Origin of the sequence: Beijerinckia sp. 28-YEA-48, assembly GCF_900104955.1 — a bacterium.
Taxonomy (GTDB): Bacteria; Pseudomonadota; Alphaproteobacteria; order Rhizobiales; family Beijerinckiaceae; genus Terripilifer.
In genome coordinates, this window is sequence record NZ_FNSI01000001.1 from 16,025 (window position 1) to 32,886 (window position 16,862).

The following is a 16,862-nucleotide window of genomic DNA, read 5'->3' on the forward strand; positions in this document are numbered from 1 at the left end:
TGCCGATAATCCGGTGGATGGCGGCCGTGCGCCGGCGCTCAATCGCCTTGATACGGCGGCAGGATTCACGCTGCGGCCGCGCGTAGCAATCGTCCGTCTCTGTCGAGCGGCGTGGCAGTCCGTCGCTGATGCGGGGCAGTCGTTATTGGAGGGGGATTGGCCGAAAGGCATGCGGCGACATCCGCTGCAGCTTCTGCAATCGTGTGCGCAGCGCCGCGATGTGATCGAGCATGCGCTGTGCCGCCAATTCGCCGTCACCGGCGATGATGGCGGCGGCGATTTCCGCGTGCTGCTTGTTGGTCAGCGGCACATCGATTGTCTGCCACAGGTTGAGATACCAGAAGCGGGTCGAACGCTCGTGCAGCAAGCGGGCGAAATCGCTCATGATCGCATTGCCCGACATCTGCGCGATCTCGCGGTGGAACCAGCGATCGTTGGCGGTGAAGGCAGCGATATCCGGCGGGTCTTCGTCCACCGTCGCCGTGGCGATTTCCATGACGCGTGACAGCTGATCGGCGGTGATCTCGCCAGCCGCGACCCGACGCGCGGCGGAGCGCGCCAGTTCAGGTTCAACCGTCACGCGGGAATCAAGGATTTTCATGATTTCGGCCAAGCTGTCAGGCTGGACGATGATGCCCTTGCGCGGCAGCACGTCGACCAAACCTTCCATCTGTAAGCGCTGCAACGCTTGATGAACCGGCGTGCGCCCCAGTTTAAGCTGCGCGCAGATCGCCGCTTCATTCAAATATTGGCCGGGCAGAAAGTGCAGATTGATGATCCGCTCCTTAATGCTTTCATAGGCCTGCTGGACCAGCGATTTGCCTTCATCGACCTTCCGCTCCTTTGACGAGGCGGCCTGTTTTTTCGGCACAGAGGCTGACTTTTTCGGCTTGGGAGCCGCGGGTGACTTTGAGGCCGCGTTCTTGGACGTGGCGTTCTTGGACGTGGCGTTGGGCGTCGCGTTTTTGGGGGCTGCGTTGGATTTGGGGGTCGCGGCCATCAGCCAGCTCCTCATCAGCGACGGGAATCGTCCGTCGGAAATAGCCCCGATGACTATTCCTTACGCAACATGAGCGCAAGACTTAGTCATCACCAAAAATTACTGATGAAATATCTGACGAAACCGCTGCCTTATCAAAGTGCACCATCAGTCGATACTGATCTTGGCGCGTTGGATGACCTCGCGCCACGTGCGCGTCTCCGCATCAATCCGTTGCGCCATCGCGGTTGAACCATCGCCCAAGGCCGTAATGCCGACTTGCGCGAGCTTGTCGCGCAGCTCCGGATCGGCGAGCGCTTGCACGACGGCGCGTTCGATCTCCGCGCGCAGCGGTTCTGGTGTCGCCTTGGCGACGAGGAGGGCGAACCAGGCGCTGGTCTCGAAGCCCGCAACGCCAGCTTCGATCATGGTCGGGACCGCCGGCAGCGGACCAGCCCGTTGCGCGGTTGTCACCGCCAGCGCGCGCAACTGGCCGGCGCGGACCTGCTCGAGCACGGACGGCAGATTGTCGAACATCACTTGCACATGGCCGCCGATGAGATCGGCGACGGCGGGCGCGCTGCCCTTATAGGGAACATGGACCATGTCGGCCCCGGTCATCTGGCGGAACATTTCGCCGTTGAGATGGCCGTTGGAGCCGTTGCCTTGAGAGGCATAGTTGAGGCTGCCGGGCTTGGCTTTCGTCAAGGCAACCAGTTCGGCGATGGTCGCGGCCGGCACCGAAGGATGGACGACGACGACATTGGGCACCGAGCCGGTGCGCGTTATCGGTGCGAGATCGCGGCCGACATCATAACCAAGCGAACGGTAAAGCAGAGGATTGAGCGTCAGGGCGCTCGAAGCGACGGCAAGCAAGGTGTGACCGTCGGCCGGGCCGCGCGCCACGGCCAGGACGCCGACGCTGCCGTTGGCGCCGGGGCGGTTCTCGACAATGACTGATTGCTTCCAGATGTCGCCGAGCTTTTGCGCGAGAAGGCGGGAGATGATGTCGCTGGTTCCGCCGGCCTGGTAGGGCGAGATGATGGTGACGGGGCGCGATGGGAAATTCTGCGCGTGTGCCGTTGCAACACCGAGAAAGCCGAGAGTAGCGAGCGCGAGCCCGCGAAGCGCCCGCATCGAGCTCCTGTATTGTCCCCAATGCGACGACTTTATCATGAGTGTGCTCCGGTTTGTCAGATATTCAACACGGCGATAAAATGGGCAGAAGATGGCTCGGATGCTGCGCTTAAGGCGCTTCGATGTGGGCGCGCTCGATGGCTGATTTCCAGCGCGCGCCGTCCTGTGCCAGGAAGGTCGCGAAATCGTCGCGCGTTCTCAAATCAGTCGTGACGCTGAGATCGGCCAGGCGTTGCACCCGTGCGGCTTCCATGAATCCGCTGCGCAGCGCTTGGGTCAGGATTGTTGCTGTCTCTGCCGGCAGCCCCGCTGGTCCGAGCAGGCCGTACCAGGTTCCAACGCCGATATTGCGTATGCCGGCCTCTTCGAGTGTCGGAATATCGGGCGCAGAAGATAGGCGCGCTGGCGCGGTGACAGCGAGGGCGCGCAAGGTTCCGCCTGTCACTTGCGGCAGAAGCTGAGGCACGTTCTCAAACAGAAAGTCGACGTGTCCACTGATGAGGTCGTTCACGGCTGGCGCGCCGCCACGATAGGGCACATGCGTGGCCTCGAAGTCGGCTTCAAGGCGGAAGAGTTCAGCTAAAAGATGCACCGATGTGCCGATGCCCGGCGATGCAAAGTTGAGTTTCTTCGGCTGCGCCTGACCGGCGGCAATGAGGTCGGCGACGGTTCGGGCCGCGTTCTTGGGATTGACGACAAGAAAGCTCGGCACTTCCGTCACCAGAGCCAGGGGCGTGAAGTCGGCTTCCGTGCGATACTGTGCGTTCTTTGTCAGATGAGGGCCGATGGTCAGCGGGCCGCCGGCGGTGAACAGCAGCGTGTAGCCATCCGGGGTTGCTTTGGCGACGGTGTTACAGCCGATCATGCCGGAAGCGCCCGGCTTGTTCTCGACGACAAAGCTCTTCCCGAGTTTTTCGCTGAGCGTCTCGGCGGTGATGCGCGCCAGAATGTCGGCGGTGCCGCCGGCCGCATAGGGCACGATCAGGGTGACGGTGCGGGCAGGATAGTCTGCGGCGCGCGCGGGGATGCTCGCCAATCCGGCGAGTGCAAGCGAAACGGCGGTCCGCCGGGTGATGCCGTTGCGTGAAACTGGTCTCACGAAAGCCTCTCGATGAGCGCGCACGACTTCGGCTGCCGACAAGCCGTTCAGCCTGCCAAGCCACTGTCCCGGAGCGCTCAAAGCCTGAGCCCGGAATAGCTACCTCTGTCCTCGCACGTGATATTTCATAAAAAATCTTACATACTGCCGCAGCGAAGTAAATGCCCTGAACGCTGGCTTCGCAGATTTTCTGCGCCGGCAAATTCCGGAGCAGGTTCCGCTGTTTGCGCGGGCAGGATGCTTTGATTGGTGCAGGCGGGTGGCCGATTCCGACCTACGCGACCCAAGCGCTTCTCAAGTGGAAGGTGACGCCGATGTCGGTGCGTCGACCGTTGGCGGCTTCGCCAAGCCGTGACATGCGGGGCAGATGTCGGAAGGGGCGGCCGGCGCAGCGGCAGGCCCTATCTGCGTATGGCAATAGAAAGCTGTCGCGACGATGGCACGCGATAGGTGGGATATTACTTCTCTGCGGTCATCATGTAGCCAACACCGCGCACGGTGTTGATCTTGATCCGTGCGCCCAGATTCATGAGCTGCTTTCTCAAACGGTGTACATAGACTTCCACCGCGTTGGAGCCAACGTCGCCCGTCAGGCCGAACAATTGATCCTCCAGATGCTTTTTGGAGACGACGTTTCCTTTGCGTCGAAGCAGCAATTCCAGAACAGCAAGTTCGCGTGCTGAAAGCAGTTGCAGTTTGTCGTCGATGAACACCTGTCGATCTTCGGTATCGAAGGACACGTTGGAGAGTTGCAGCGAGCGTCCGAGAATTTGTCCTGGGCGTCGCAGTAGCGCTTCAAGGCGCGCCACCAATTCACCAAACTCAAACGGCTTCACCAGATAGTCATCTGCGCCGATCCTCAAACCATTGATCCGATCATGCACGCTTCCGCGCGCGGTTAGAATCAACACCGGCACCGGGTCTTTACGTATGCGAAGTTCCCGGAGGACGGTCAGTCCATCTCCATCCGGCAAGCCCAGATCCAGAATCAACGCGGCATAGCGCGCGTTGCGAAGTGCTTCTCTCGCAGCGACTGCGCTGGCAAGATGATCACTGTCGAAGCCCGCTGATTTCAAGCCATCGATCAGGAGATGAGCAAGTTCCGGGCTGTCTTCGACGACGAGCACCCTCATGAGCAATTCCCTCTTTGCATCTAATCGGCATAGCGCAAGGGCTGCTTAGATGTCACGTGTTCCGACATAATTACGCACCAGATGCGAAGTCAGTTTCGCGTAAGCTCTGGCGCGCGGACGCGACTGTAAGGTGGCTGTAATTTCGATGATCTATAATGAGATAGGGAAATATTGCTGAGAAAATCGGTACTGCCGAGGCGCTTGATCCGTAAAGCAAGCCGCCGTTCGCGCGGGTGGGAAGGGCATGGGGAATGATCGGGGTTAGGCGGTGATGCCGCCATGTCTGTCGGGCAGCTGCACCGCAGGAAGATGGATAATCCTCTCGGTCTTTGCCGAACTTTTTCATCAGCCTCGTGAAAGATCGGCGCCGCGTGCTGGCTCTCTGTCGGCTCCATTCCGACCAGTTGACGGCGATAACAACGAACAAGCTACCGGCGATGTGCGGAGTTGAGGTGAAAGATGGAGCGTTCTTCTAAGTCGCATGGCAGGTCTGGTGGCGCCAAAATGGTGGTTGCGCTTGCTGTTTTCGGCGTTGTCGCTTGCGCGGGCTTTGTGTCCTGGCGCGGAAACGGTGTTCCGGTTGCATCTGCGGCTCCGAGCGAACCGAAGGACAGAGATGGACTGTTCCGGCCGACGCAAGCTCAATGGTCGGTGTTGTCTGTCGAGCCGGTTCAAGCCATCGCCTTTCGCTCGGAGTTTTCGACGGAAGGCAAGATCGCGATCGATGAAGATCGCGCGACGCGCGTGTACTCGCAATATGCGGGCCGCGTGACGCAACTGGCAGCTGGCAGCGGCGACAAGGTTCAAAAAGGCCAATTGCTGTTCATGATCGAAGCAGCGGATTCGATCGAGACGCAGAAAGACTTCGTGTCCGCGCTTGGCGATCTCAATAAAGCGCGTTCGCAGGTCAATCTGATGACCATCGCCGAACGTCGTCTCGGTATTCTGTACCGGGATAAGGCGATGGCGCTCAAGGATGTGGAAGAGGCGCAGGCGAATCTGACTGCCGCCAAGAACGATGTGCGCACCGCCGAGATTGCGCAGCAGGCGGTGCGCAACCGCTTGCGTCTGCTTGGCAAGACCGAGGCCGAAATCACGACGTTCGAGAACACCGGGATCATCTCGCCCGAGGCGCCCGTCTATTCGCCAATTGCCGGAACGGTTCTGCAGCGTAACGTCGGCCCCGGCCAGTACATCGATGCCGGCGCCAGCAATGCCGATCCGGTGCTGCTGGTTGGCGATGTTTCCAAGGTCTGGCTCGTGGCTTACGTGCGGGAGGCGGATGCCGATCACGTGAAGCTCAATCAGCGCCTCACGTTCAAGGTTCTCACGCTGCCGGGCGAAACCTTCGAGACGCGGGTGAGCTACGTCGGATCCTCGCTTGATTCGGGAAGTCGGCGTCTTCTGGTCCGCGCCTCTGTGGACAATCCGCATGGCCGCCTGAAGCCGGAGATGTTCGCCAGCGCGCGTATTGCGGTCCATGAAACCGCGCCGTCTCCAGCGGTCGCGCGTGATGCGATCATCTATGAGGGAGACGCCGCGCGCGTATGGGTGGCGCGGAGCGATGGGGCCATCGAACTTCGTCGCATTAAGCCGGGCCTGGCTAATGGCGACCTGATTCAGGTGACGAGCGGGATCACCGCCAATGAGAAGGTGATCACCCGAGGCAGTCTGTTCATCGACCGCGCTGCTTCGCTTGGAAGCTGACCTTGGAAGCTGACCTTGGAAGCTGACCTTGGAAGTTAGCGCCGGACGCTAGCTTTGTCGCGAACTTGAGCTCTCGCCGCTGCCAGAAAGTTCTTTAACGATGCATACTATTCTTGAGTCCGTTCTGCGGCTGCGAACGCTGATCATCGCTCTGTTTGTGATGCTGCTGGTCGTCGGCGGCGTCACGTTCAGCCGATTGAACATCGAGGCCTATCCCGATCCGGTTCCGCCACTCGTCCAGGTGATCACGCAAAATCCGGGGCAATCGGCCGAGGATATCGAACGCTATATCACGATCCCGATCGAAGCTGGCTTGACGACGGCGCAGCATCTGACGTCTATCCGGTCGATTTCGCTGTTTGGCCTCTCCGACATTCGCCTGCAGTTTACCTACGACTTCACTTACGACGAGGCGCTGCAGCGCGTCCTCAATTTGCTCGGACAACTGCCGCCTTTGCAGAACGGCGCCCAGCCAGGGATATCGCCGTGGAGCCCGATTGGCGAAATCTACCGCTACCAGCTGGTCGGCCCGGCGAGTTACAGCGTGATGGACCTGCGTACCTTGCAGGATTGGGTGGTTGCGCGTCGGTTCCGCGCCATTCCTGGCGTTCTTGACGTCTCGAGCTGGGGCGGAAAGACCAAGACATTCGAAGCCCAGATCGATCTGAACAAGCTGACAGCCCACGGCCTGACGCTGGCGGACGTGGTTGAGACCCTCAAAAAGAGCAATGTGAACGTCGGCGGGCAAACGATGAATGTGGGGATGCAGTCGGCGGTTGTGCGCGGCGTCGGGCTCATTCAGACCATCGACGATATCCGCAATACGATGTTGAGCCAGTCTGGCGCCAATCCGGTGCGGATTCAGGACATCGCAGACGTTCAGGTCAGTCATTTGCCGCGCCTCGGTATCGCTGGTCGTGACAGCGTTGACGATATCGTTCAGGGCACCGTGCTGATGCGGCGCGGCGAACAGAGCACGCCGGTCATCGCGCGGGTGAAGGAGGAGGTGGAGAAGATCAATAGTTCCGACCTTCTCCCGCCAGGTGTCCAAATCGCTCGTATATATGATCGAAGCGAGCTGATCGGGATTACGACGCATACCGTGATGTTCAACGTTCTTTTCGGCATTGCCCTCGTCTTCCTGGTTCAGTGGCTATTCCTGGGCGATCTCAGAAGCGCGATCGTCGTGGCGTCGGCCATTCCGTTCGCGTTCTTTTTTGCCATCATCATCATGGTTCTGCGCGGCGAGTCGGCGAACCTGCTTTCCATCGGTGCGATCGACTTTGGCTTGATTATCGATGCGACCGTCATCATGGTTGAAAATATTTTCCGGCATCTGTCGATGACGGGGTCTCAGCATCGAAACGCCGGGGCTACGGACGGTCCACGAGCCGGAACAAAGCTTTCCATCATCTACAGCGCGGCGATGGAAGTCAGTCGGCCCATCCTTTTCTCCGCGGCGATTATTCTCGCCGGCTTCCTACCGCTGTTCACGTTGAGCGGGGTTGAGGGCCATATCTTCGGTCCGATGGCGAAAACCTACGCCTATGCGCTTGCCGGCGGCCTCCTGGCGACGTTCACGGTGGCGCCGGCGCTGAGCGCTTTCCTTCTGTCGGATAAGACAACGCATGAGGATACTTTCTTTGTCCGATTGCTGCGCGGGGCGTATTTGCCGCTCCTGCGCTCGGCATTGCGAAACAAGATATTGACGATGGTGTTCGCTCTCGTCATGGGCGCGCTGTCGATCATTGGTGGGCGGTCGCTGGGCCTGGAGTTTCTGCCGACCTTGGAGGAAGGCAACCTTTGGCTGCGCGCCACGATGCCGTCGTCGATCTCTTTGGAAGCGGGCAATGAATCGGCGAACCGCATTCGCCGCTATCTTTCTGAATTGCCGGAGATCGAAACCGTTGTTTCGCAGCAGGGGCGCACGGATGACGGAACCGATTCCAACGGTTTCTTCAATGTGGAATTCAATGTTCCGCTTGCGGCAAAGGCTAAGTGGCGCCCGGGAATGGATAAGCCGGCGCTGATCAAAGAGATCAGTGAGACTCTCAATGCACAGTTCCCCGGCATCGAGTTCAATTTCTCTCAGTATCTTCAGGATAATGTTGCCGAAGCGATCTCTGGCGTGAAGGGCGATAATACGGTCAAGGTCTATGGCCATGACCTCAACACGTTGAAAGAGGTTGCCGAGAAGATCAAAGCCGTGATGAACACGGTTCCTGGCATTGCCGATCTCAGCGTCTACACCTTGCTGGGTCAGCCGACAGTCAAAATCGAGATCGATCGGTTTGCCGCAGGACGTTATGGCTTGGCGCCGGGAGATATCAACACGGCGATCCAGACTGCTGTTGGTGGCGAGGAGGCTGGGAACCTCTATGAGCCGACCAGCGACCGCTTCTTCCCGATCATGGTTCGGCTGGCGCCGGAATATCGCAAGAATATCGAAGCGCTCAACCAGCTGACGATCGGTGTGAAAAACGACGATACGGACCAGATCATGCACGTGCCTTTACAGGCGGTAGCTAAGGTCAGTTTGGTCTCCGGGCCGTCCTTCATCTATCGCGAACAACAGCAGCGCTATATTCCAATCAAGTTCAGCGTGCGCGATCGCGACCTCGGCAGTGCGATCCACGAAGCGCAGCAGAAAATCGCCGAATTGAAGCTTCCCGCTGGCTATCGCTTGGAGTGGGCGGGACAGTTCGGCAATCTTCAGGATGCGATCAAGCGCCTTCAGATCATCATCCCGATGACCATTATGCTGATCGCTGTTCTTCTCTTCGTGAATTTCTCGTCCCTGACAGACACGCTCCTCGGTTTGAGCGTGATTCCGATGGCCATGGTTGGCGGCATTCTGGCTCTCCTTGTCACCGGCATACCGTTCAGCGTCTCGGCAGCTGTTGGCTTCATCGCGCTCTTTGGCATTTCGGTGATGGAAGGCATCATCCTTCTGTCTCAGTTCAATCAACTGATGAGCCGCGGGGTGGAGCGATCCGTCGCGGTTTACGAGGCCTGCGAGGTCCGGTTCCGGCCTGTAATGATGACATGTATGGCAGCTGGCGTGGGTCTGTTGCCGACGGCGTTCTCAACGGCGATCGGCGCGCAGGTTCAGCGACCCCTAGCGATTGTGATCGTGGGCGGTATCATGATCGCGCCCCTCTTCATTCTGATTGTCTTCCCCGTGCTCATCGAACGCTTCTCGCGGCGAACCGCGTCGGTCGAGGAAATGGAAGGGCTCGCCGCACCGGCGGAGTGAGTAGACGGCAGGGGCATGGCGCAGGCCACGCCCCTGGTCGTGCATTGAGGACGTTAGGGGAAGGGGGGCTCGCCGATTATCGACCGGTCGCGCCACGCACCTGCATGACGAGCTTGCCGCGCATGTGACCCAGCTGCGAGGTCTCATGCGCCGTTTTGAAATCGGCGAGGGGGAGCTGCTTTTCGACGGGCACGCGCAAGGCGCCGGAGGCGACGAGCTCGACCAAGGCTATGAGACTCTCCTGCCGGGGCATGACCGGCGCGATGACGACCTTGACGCCGAATTCGGCGCTTCGATCTTCAAAAGGCTCAGCCACCAGGCAAACCATGGTGCCGCCGCGCTTGAGGACCTGATAGCTGCGGCGATGGACGTCGCCGCCCAGCAGGTCGAAGACGACATCCATATCGCGCAGCTGGGACTCGAATGGGGCTTCATCATAGGCGATGACCTCATGAGCGCCGAGGTCGGTGACGAAATCGCGATTTCGCGCCGAGCAAGTGGTCACCACATGAGCGCCGCGGGCGCGGGCAATCTGAATCGCCAGCGACCCGACACCACCGGCACCAGCATGAATCAAAACACGCATGCCAGGCGCGATCTTGGCTGTCTCGACCAAGGCGATCCAAGCACTCAATCCGGCCAGAGGAAGCCCGGCTGCTTCCTGCATGGAGACCGTGTCGGGCAGCGTCGCCAAACATGAGCTTGGAAGAACAATCTGCTCCGCCCATGTGCCGACGGCGCGCGGCGCGAAAAAGCAAACCCGCGCATTCAGCAATGCCGGATCAACGCCGCTGCCAATTTCGCTGACGATGCCGGCGCCGTCGCGCCCGACAATGGCAGGTAAAGCGAGGGGAACAACGGCGCGCAAAAACCCTGAGCGAATCTTCCAATCGACAGGGTTGAGGCTCGCGGCATGAACGTCGATCAAGACTTCGTTTGGGCCAGGTTTCGGTCGGTCGATCTCCCGCAGTTGCAAAACATCGGGGCCACCATATTCAGCGAATTGCACAGCAAGCATCAGATGACTGCTCCATAATAAGGCGTCTGACCAATCGTTCAGCTGTTTGGATCGCACTTCGATACGAACCACCATCTTTTCGACGTCGACGCTTGACTTGCAAGATTGGAGCATAATAGCATTTCAAACAGGATACAGTATATTATTGTTGGGAGGGGCCAGCTTAACTGTTTCGTTCTCGCGTTCCTTGAGCGCTGAAGAGAGAATGACAGTGCGGTTATCCGGGAGGGTAAGGCTCACAGCACAGACGACGGCACGCCACACGGCGCGAACCTTGCTAGGCGCGGGTACGTGGGCGGATTTTCTAAGGACGATGAATCGGCGCAATACAGATTTCGTTTGATGAGGTGTCTGATGAGCGGGATAGGTCAGCTTTCAAAGCGTGAGTTCGTTTCGTTGATGTTGGGACTTCCAGCGACCGCGCTTCTGCCGGACTTGGCGGCCGCGCAAGCCTCCGGGACCCTCAACATTGCTTTTCCCGTCGACGTACAAAGCTGGGATCCGACGTCCGTTACGTTCCCGCTCGGGCAATCGATCTACAAGAGCGTGTTCGATTCGCCGCTGCATTATTCGCCGGACCAGAAGCTGCTGCCGCGCCAGATCAAGGAGCGGAAATGGCTCAATGATGACAGAACCCGGCTGGAGTTCACGCTGCAGGACAACATCCTGTTCCATGACGGTTCGCCTCTGACCACGGAGGATGTGAAATATAGCCTCGTTGATCGTCCGCAGAAGGATAAGAGACTGGCGGTCGCCGGGTTGCTGCAGGATTTAAAGGATATCGAAATCATCTCGCCGACGTCGGGCGTCATGGTGTTCTCGAAGCCCTCGCCGTCGGTTGAATTCTATCTCGGCTTTCTGTGCTGCTACATCCTGCCCAAGGCCTATCACCAGAGTGTTGGTGACGATGGCTTCCTGGCCAAGCCGATCGGCGCCGGTCCTTATAAATTGGTGGACTATCAGCGGGGCTCGCGGATCGTCCTGGAAGCCTTCGATAAATACTGGGGCGGCGTGCCGCCGATCAAGAACGTCACCTTCCAAGCCCTGACGGAAGCATCGACGCGCGTCGCCGCGATCGAATCCGGCCAGGTGGACATTGCCGTTCAGCTGCCGTTCCGCGAAGCGATCCGCTTGCAAAGCAAGCCGGACCTGTCGGTCAAAATCTATCCGCAGGCCGAGATCTATATGTTGCAGGTTCCAAGTTATGTGGAGGTTCTGCAGAATAAGGATGTGCGGACGGCGCTGCATATGGCGATCGACAAGCAGGCGCTGTCGAAGGGCTTCTTCGCCGGCACCGCGAAGCCATTGTCGATCCTGACGACACCGGGCTCAAGCGCTGATATTCCGGGTTATTCCTTCCCGTTCAATCGGGCGCAGGCGACTGAACTGTTGAAGAAAGCGGGGTATAGCCAGGCGAAGCCGTTGCGCCTCACCCTGCTGTGCCCGAACGGTTCTTTCCCGAACGATTATGAAATCTCCCAAGCGATCGCGGCGATGTGGCGTCAGATTGGCGTCGATGTGAAGCTTGAGGAAACCACGATCGCCAAATATCTTGAGCTCAATCACGCGGCGAAACTGCCCGGCATCATGTTCTACAGCTGGGCCAATGCCACCGGTGATCCGGAAAACTACGCTGGCCGCATTCTCAATCCGAACCTGCGATTCTCGGCGTGGAAAGAGCCAAGCCTCGTTGAGCGGATCGATAAGCTCTTCGCCATGAAACTGTCTGAGGAACGGCTCGACGCCTATCGTGCGTTGATGAAGGAAGCGTCCGATAATTCGTGGTCAATTCCGTTGCTGCAAACGGTCGGTAATATCGTGACCAAGAAGACGGTCGAAATCCCGACATATACGCCGGGCTACGTTCTGCCGGCCGAAGCGACGCGCAAAGCCTGATCCATCATGGTTGCAGCGGCCGCGTGCGCAAGTAGCAGGCGGCCGCCGGGAAAGTAGTGCCACGGTATCTCGATGTTTCAGGCTTTAATCAGCGTTGCCTTGAAGCGATTGGCTGGATCCATTCCAACAATGCTTCTCCTGTCCGTTATCGTCTTTGTCGTTCTCAGAGCGCTTCCTGCCGATCCTCTCGCCTTGCTGCTGCCGCCCAATGCGACGCAGGCCGATGCCGAGGTGGTGCAGAAAGCGTTGGGGCTCGATCGATCGATTCCGGTGCAATTCGTCATCTGGCTGAGAGATGCCTTGCACGGGGATCTGGGCAGTTCGATCTCGTTTCGCGAGCCGGTGACGCGGCTGATTGCCAACACGCTGCCGTCGACGCTGGAACTGTCGTTCGTCGGTCTGTTTTTCGCGCTGCTGATCAGCATACCCGGTGGGCTCATTCTTTATGCGGTTCGCGGCACGGCCGGAGAACCGCCGCTTGAAATCGCCGTCATCTGCATGTTGTGCATTCCGGCGTTTCTGTGGGCGATCTTTCTGATGCTCGGCTTTGGCGTGGCGCTGGGCTGGTTGCCGATCGCGGGACGGGTCGATTCCGGCGTGGCCATTCCTGGCGGCACGGGGTTTCTTCTGGTCGACTATCTGATGGTCGGTCAGTGGCGAAACTGGCTCAACGCCTGGTCGCATCTGCTCCTGCCGGCTTCGGCGTTGGCGCTGGGATTCAGCCCGCTGGTCATTCGCGTGTTGCGTGCCTCGCTGCTTGAATCCTCCGAAGAGCAATATGTGATGGCGGCTCGCCAAAGAGGTCTGTCGGAGCGAAAGATCATCATCTCGCACATGCTGAAGAATTCCGCCTTGCCGACCATCACTCTGATCGGCGCGCAATTCGGCTTTCTGTTTGGCGGAACGCTGCTGGTCGAATCGATCTTCTCCTTGCCGGGCCTGGGCAATCTGATGGTTCAAGCCGTGCGGAACCATGACTTGCCTCTCATTCAAGGGATCGCTCTGGTGTTCTGCGTCATGACGCTGCTGATCAACACGGTTGTCGATGTGCTTTATGTCGTGCTCAATCCCAAGCTGAGGCGCGCGCAATGAGTGCCGAAGACAAATCCTTCGCCGCCGAGGCTTTTCACCAAGCAGTCCGTTCGCCCAAGACCGTGGTGGGCGCGCTGATCGTTTGCCTGATGATCGTGCTCGCGCTCTTCGCGCCGCAGATCGCGCCGAACGATCCCGCCAATCAGGATCTGGCCAATATGCTGCTGCCGCCGATGTGGGCGCAGGGCGGCATCGCCGATTATCCTTTCGGTACCGATAGCCTTGGGCGCTGCATTCTTTCGCAGATGATCTACGGCGCGCGGGTTGCCCTGATGGTTGGCTTTCTCGCTGCCATCGGCGCCATGCTGTTTGGCACGACCCTGGCTTTGATCGCCGGCTATTTCGGCGGCTGGGTCGATCGTCTCATCGGCTATTTCGTCGATCTGTGGATGTCGCTGCCGCCCGTCGTTCTGTCGCTGACGCTCATGGTCGGCTTTGGCACAGGGATCGGCAATGTCATCCTCTCCATCGTCCTGGTCGATTGGACGCGCTTCTGCCGCGTTGTCCGCTCTGAAGTGCTGGTGGTGCGGCGCAAGGATTTTGTGTCGGCCGCTCAGCTTCTGGGCTTTAGCCACACCCGAATCATTCTGCGCGAGATTCTGCCGAGCGTCGCGCCGCTGGTGATTACGCTGTTCAGCCTGCAAGTCGGCATCGGCGTCATCGTCGAAGCGATTTTGAGCTTTGTCGGCTTGAGCGTGCCGGCGGATGTGCCGGCCTGGGGCATGATGATCGCCAGTGCCCGCAGCTATATGTATCAAGCGCCGTGGGGCATCCTGTTGCCCATTTTGGCGATGTTCGTGACCGTTCTCGGGTTCAACCTCCTGGGCGAGGGGCTGCGCGTCACACTCGATCCGCGCTTCCGGCGGAGGACCAGCTGACATGACCGTCCTGTCGTTTAACGCCGTCACCGTCACGGCCCGCATGCAGAGACAGCCTGTCGATCTGCTGCGCGATATCTCGTTCAGCTTGAACAAAGGCGATGTCATCGGGCTTGTCGGCGAATCCGGCGCCGGCAAGAGCATGATCGGGCGCGTCATCTCGGGGCTTCTGCCCGATAATTTCAGCGTCTCGTCGGGCGAGGTGATATTCGAAGGCTTAAATCTTCTGAACTTGAGTAAGAGCGCGCGCCGCGATCTGCTCGGCCGGCGCATCGCGTTCATTCCGCAGGAGCCGCTCAGCGCCCTCAATCCGGTGCGATCGATCGGCGATCAATTCCAGGAACATCTGAAGCATCTGGGCGTCGCTAAGGACGTTTTGCGCTCCCTGATGATCGAACGTTTGCAGCAGGTCGGATTGTCCAATGCCGAAGAAATGCTGCTGCGCTATCCGCATGAGCTTTCGGGCGGGCAGTGTCAGCGCGTTTTGATCGCCATGGCATTCAGCGGCGAGCCGGCCTTGGTGGTGGCCGATGAGCCGACGACGGCGCTCGATGTGGTGACGCAGGCGCAGATCATGCGTTTGATCGCTGCGCAGCAGGCGCAACACGGAACGGCGGTTCTGTTCATCACTCACGATCTGCGACTGGCGGCTAATGTCTGCCGGACTGTCGGCGTGATGTATGCCGGCGACATGGTCGAGTTCGGGCCGGCGGAAGCGGTCCTGCAAGCGCCGTCGCATCCCTATACCAAGAGCCTTCTGGCGGCGATTCCACGTCTGACCGGCGAACGTCGCATGTTGCCGACCCTCTCGGAACAGATGCCGGGGCTGAAAATGTTCTCGACACTGGCTGGGTGCCGCTTTGCCCAGCGATGCCCGGCGAAGGATGCAGCTTGCGTCAGCGCCAGGCTGGAACGCCGCTTCGTCAGCGAGAACCATTGGACGCGCTGTGGCGATACTTGCGGTGATTTCGAATTCGCCAGCGGCGCGCCCATTCTTGTCGAACCGCTGGCCGCCAGTGCGCAGAAGCCCGCCGTCGAGTTCCAGAACGTTCGGCTTGAGTACAAGGCCAGACGCGGATTTCTGGGCCTGCGGAAGACTTCGTTCGATGCGGTGCGCTCGGCGAGTTTCACCGTGCGGCCCGGCGAGATTCTGGGCATTGTCGGCGAGAGCGGCAGCGGCAAGAGTTCGATCGGCCGGCTGATCGTCGGCCTCGAGAAGTCCACGGAAGGGACGATCAAGATCGCCGGTGAGGAACGCGGCGCGCTGGGCAACACGCTGCATCTCACCCGCCGCGATACCCAGTTGATTTTTCAGGATCCTCAATCCGCACTTAATCCGCGCCGCAGTGTTCTGCAGCTGTTGACCCAGGGGCTGGAAGTGGGGCCGAACAGCCTGCCAGTGGAGAAACGCCGGGCGGCGGCTGACAATATTCTGCAAGACATCGGCCTGCCGGCGGATTGTCTTACCCGCTTTCCATCGCAGCTATCGGGCGGGCAACGGCAACGCGTTAACATTGGTCGCGCGCTGTGTCTTGAGCCAAAACTCGTCGTTGCCGATGAGATCGTTTCCGGCCTCGATGTCTCGGTTCAGGCCCATATCCTGAATTGCCTACTGGAGCTCAATCGCCAGAAAAATCTGACCATGGTGTTCATCAGCCACGATCTTGGTGTCGTGCGCTATCTCTGTAGCCGCATCCTAATGATGTATCGCGGCGAAATCGTTGAAGAAGGTGTGACCGAGGAGGTGTTCGCCCGGCCAAAACATCCCTATACGAAGCTCTTGATGGAATCGGTGCCGTCGTAGACGAATGGTGGAGGCTGACTTGCGCCCACGACTGGATAGCAAACGCGGCGACCTCGCGGTCGTGAAAAAGGGTCTCGGTCAGAAGCGCGCGATTCAGCGCGGGCCGGCGGTCTCTAAACCGAAGAACCTGCGCGAACAGGTTTACGACCTGATGCGTGACCGGATCGCCCATGGTCAGCTGACCTTTGACGAACGGCTCGTGGATCTCGACATCGCAGCGGCCTTGAACATCTCGCGGATGCCGGTTCGCGAAGCGCTGATGCAGCTGGTGCATGAGGGGATGCTGGAGAGCACGTCGCGCGGCTTTGTACTGCGCCGGATCAGCCGCCAGGAAGTGGCGGATATTTTCGAGATTCGCCGCTTGCTCGAGCCCTCGGCCGCCGCCAGCGCGGCGACCCACATGACCCCTGCGGTGCTGCAGAAGCTGGAAGCGGCGATCAACGATTGCGCGCACGCCAGCGAAACTGGCGATACGACGGCTTTCATTTTGTCCAATGCGGCTTTTCGGGGTGCTTGGCTGGCGCAAGTCGAGAACGTCAGCCTGGCGCGGGCGCTCACACGCTATATCGATCACGTTCAGGCCGTGCGCCTTAAAACCCTGTCGAACAAAGACGTTCGTAAGGACGTGCTGCAGCGCCTGCGGGCGATCTACAAGGCTTTTCGCGCCGGCAAGGGGGCGGAGGCGGCGGCACTCTTCATCAAGCATGTGGATGCGGCGGCGATAGCGTTTCAAGCTGAAGGCGAGGACTGATCTGCGGCTTTTTTCGGTGCCGGCCGGCTGTGCCGCACCTTGACAAGGTTTGTAAGCGAGCATTTAATATACAGTATATTGTTTGACGCGGGAGACTGAGGTTGCCAATCTT

12 protein-coding genes are annotated in these 16,862 nt (G+C 59.4%); 7 read left to right on the forward strand and 5 right to left on the reverse strand.

From position 1 onward, the window contains the following. Positions 1-142: 142 nt before the first annotated feature. The 4 genes from BLW50_RS00090 to BLW50_RS00105 all read right to left on the reverse strand — a co-directional run bounded on the left by BLW50_RS00090 (position 143) and on the right by BLW50_RS00105 (position 4,348). Positions 143-1,000 carry a GntR family transcriptional regulator gene (locus BLW50_RS00090; RefSeq protein WP_170849896.1) on the reverse strand — a complete coding sequence of 286 codons (858 nt, stop codon included), beginning with the start codon at positions 998-1,000 and terminating at the stop codon, positions 143-145. A 147-nt stretch (positions 1,001-1,147) separates the two neighbouring features. Then, on the reverse strand, positions 1,148-2,116 hold the full coding sequence (locus BLW50_RS00095; RefSeq protein ID WP_170849897.1) for a Bug family tripartite tricarboxylate transporter substrate binding protein: 969 nt from the start codon (positions 2,114-2,116) through the stop codon (positions 1,148-1,150). Between the two features lie 109 nt (positions 2,117-2,225). Continuing rightward, on the reverse strand, positions 2,226-3,215 hold the full coding sequence (locus tag BLW50_RS00100; RefSeq protein WP_170849898.1) for a Bug family tripartite tricarboxylate transporter substrate binding protein: 990 nt from the start codon (positions 3,213-3,215) through the stop codon (positions 2,226-2,228). A 458-nt stretch (positions 3,216-3,673) separates the two neighbouring features. Then, complete coding sequence (locus BLW50_RS00105; RefSeq protein WP_090696086.1) at positions 3,674-4,348, reverse strand: response regulator transcription factor; 675 nt, start codon at positions 4,346-4,348, stop codon at positions 3,674-3,676. Between the two features lie 459 nt (positions 4,349-4,807). Here BLW50_RS00105 and BLW50_RS00110 point away from each other — a divergent pair, with 459 nt between their 5' ends. Together BLW50_RS00110 and BLW50_RS00115 are read left to right on the forward strand one after the other, a co-directional pair. Then, positions 4,808-6,055 carry an efflux RND transporter periplasmic adaptor subunit gene (locus BLW50_RS00110; protein ID WP_090696087.1) on the forward strand — a complete coding sequence of 416 codons (1,248 nt, stop codon included), beginning with the start codon at positions 4,808-4,810 and terminating at the stop codon, positions 6,053-6,055. Positions 6,056-6,155: 100 nt separating this feature from the next. Further along, positions 6,156-9,311: an efflux RND transporter permease subunit gene (locus BLW50_RS00115; protein WP_090696088.1), complete on the forward strand. Its 3,156-nt coding sequence runs from the start codon at positions 6,156-6,158 to the stop codon at positions 9,309-9,311. Positions 9,312-9,387: 76 nt separating this feature from the next. Here the strand turns inward: BLW50_RS00115 and BLW50_RS00120 are convergent, their stop codons facing one another. Then, the gene (locus BLW50_RS00120) at positions 9,388-10,329 is read right to left on the reverse strand and encodes an NADP-dependent oxidoreductase (protein WP_170849899.1); all 942 of its coding nucleotides are present in this window, start codon (positions 10,327-10,329) and stop codon (positions 9,388-9,390) included. Positions 10,330-10,683: 354 nt separating this feature from the next. On the opposite strand from BLW50_RS00120, the gene BLW50_RS00125 reads away from it, so the two are divergent. From BLW50_RS00125 to BLW50_RS00145, 5 genes are all read left to right on the forward strand, one after another. Further along, positions 10,684-12,225: an ABC transporter substrate-binding protein gene (locus BLW50_RS00125; protein WP_090696090.1), complete on the forward strand. Its 1,542-nt coding sequence runs from the start codon at positions 10,684-10,686 to the stop codon at positions 12,223-12,225. Between the two features lie 72 nt (positions 12,226-12,297). Next, positions 12,298-13,317, forward strand: coding sequence for an ABC transporter permease (locus BLW50_RS00130; protein ID WP_090696091.1), 1,020 nt, complete (start codon positions 12,298-12,300; stop codon positions 13,315-13,317). Next, positions 13,314-14,195, forward strand: a complete 882-nt coding sequence (locus BLW50_RS00135) for an ABC transporter permease (RefSeq protein WP_090696092.1) — start codon at positions 13,314-13,316, stop codon at positions 14,193-14,195. The genes BLW50_RS00130 and BLW50_RS00135 overlap by 4 nt, the downstream gene beginning before the upstream one ends. Position 14,196: 1 nt before the next feature. Continuing rightward, entirely contained in the window at positions 14,197-15,999 is a 1,803-nt protein-coding gene (locus BLW50_RS00140) for a dipeptide ABC transporter ATP-binding protein (protein ID WP_090696093.1), read from the forward strand. 19 nt (positions 16,000-16,018) lie between these two features. Beyond that, on the forward strand, positions 16,019-16,750 hold the full coding sequence (locus BLW50_RS00145; protein WP_170849900.1) for a GntR family transcriptional regulator: 732 nt from the start codon (positions 16,019-16,021) through the stop codon (positions 16,748-16,750). Positions 16,751-16,862: the final 112 nt, after the last annotated feature.

Coding starts and splice junctions, on each gene's coding strand:
- BLW50_RS00120 (WP_170849899.1), bottom strand. CDS start 10,329: ATGCTTGCTGTGCAATTCGCTGAATATGGTGGCCCCGATGTTTTGCAA.
- BLW50_RS00090 (WP_170849896.1), bottom strand. CDS start 1,000: ATGGCCGCGACCCCCAAATCCAACGCAGCCCCCAAAAACGCGACGCCC.
- BLW50_RS00110 (WP_090696087.1), top strand. CDS start 4,808: ATGGAGCGTTCTTCTAAGTCGCATGGCAGGTCTGGTGGCGCCAAAATG.
- BLW50_RS00095 (WP_170849897.1), bottom strand. CDS start 2,116: ATGCGGGCGCTTCGCGGGCTCGCGCTCGCTACTCTCGGCTTTCTCGGT.
- BLW50_RS00140 (WP_090696093.1), top strand. CDS start 14,197: ATGACCGTCCTGTCGTTTAACGCCGTCACCGTCACGGCCCGCATGCAG.
- BLW50_RS00115 (WP_090696088.1), top strand. CDS start 6,156: ATGCATACTATTCTTGAGTCCGTTCTGCGGCTGCGAACGCTGATCATC.
- BLW50_RS00130 (WP_090696091.1), top strand. CDS start 12,298: ATGTTTCAGGCTTTAATCAGCGTTGCCTTGAAGCGATTGGCTGGATCC.
- BLW50_RS00105 (WP_090696086.1), bottom strand. CDS start 4,348: ATGAGGGTGCTCGTCGTCGAAGACAGCCCGGAACTTGCTCATCTCCTG.
- BLW50_RS00135 (WP_090696092.1), top strand. CDS start 13,314: ATGAGTGCCGAAGACAAATCCTTCGCCGCCGAGGCTTTTCACCAAGCA.
- BLW50_RS00125 (WP_090696090.1), top strand. CDS start 10,684: ATGAGCGGGATAGGTCAGCTTTCAAAGCGTGAGTTCGTTTCGTTGATG.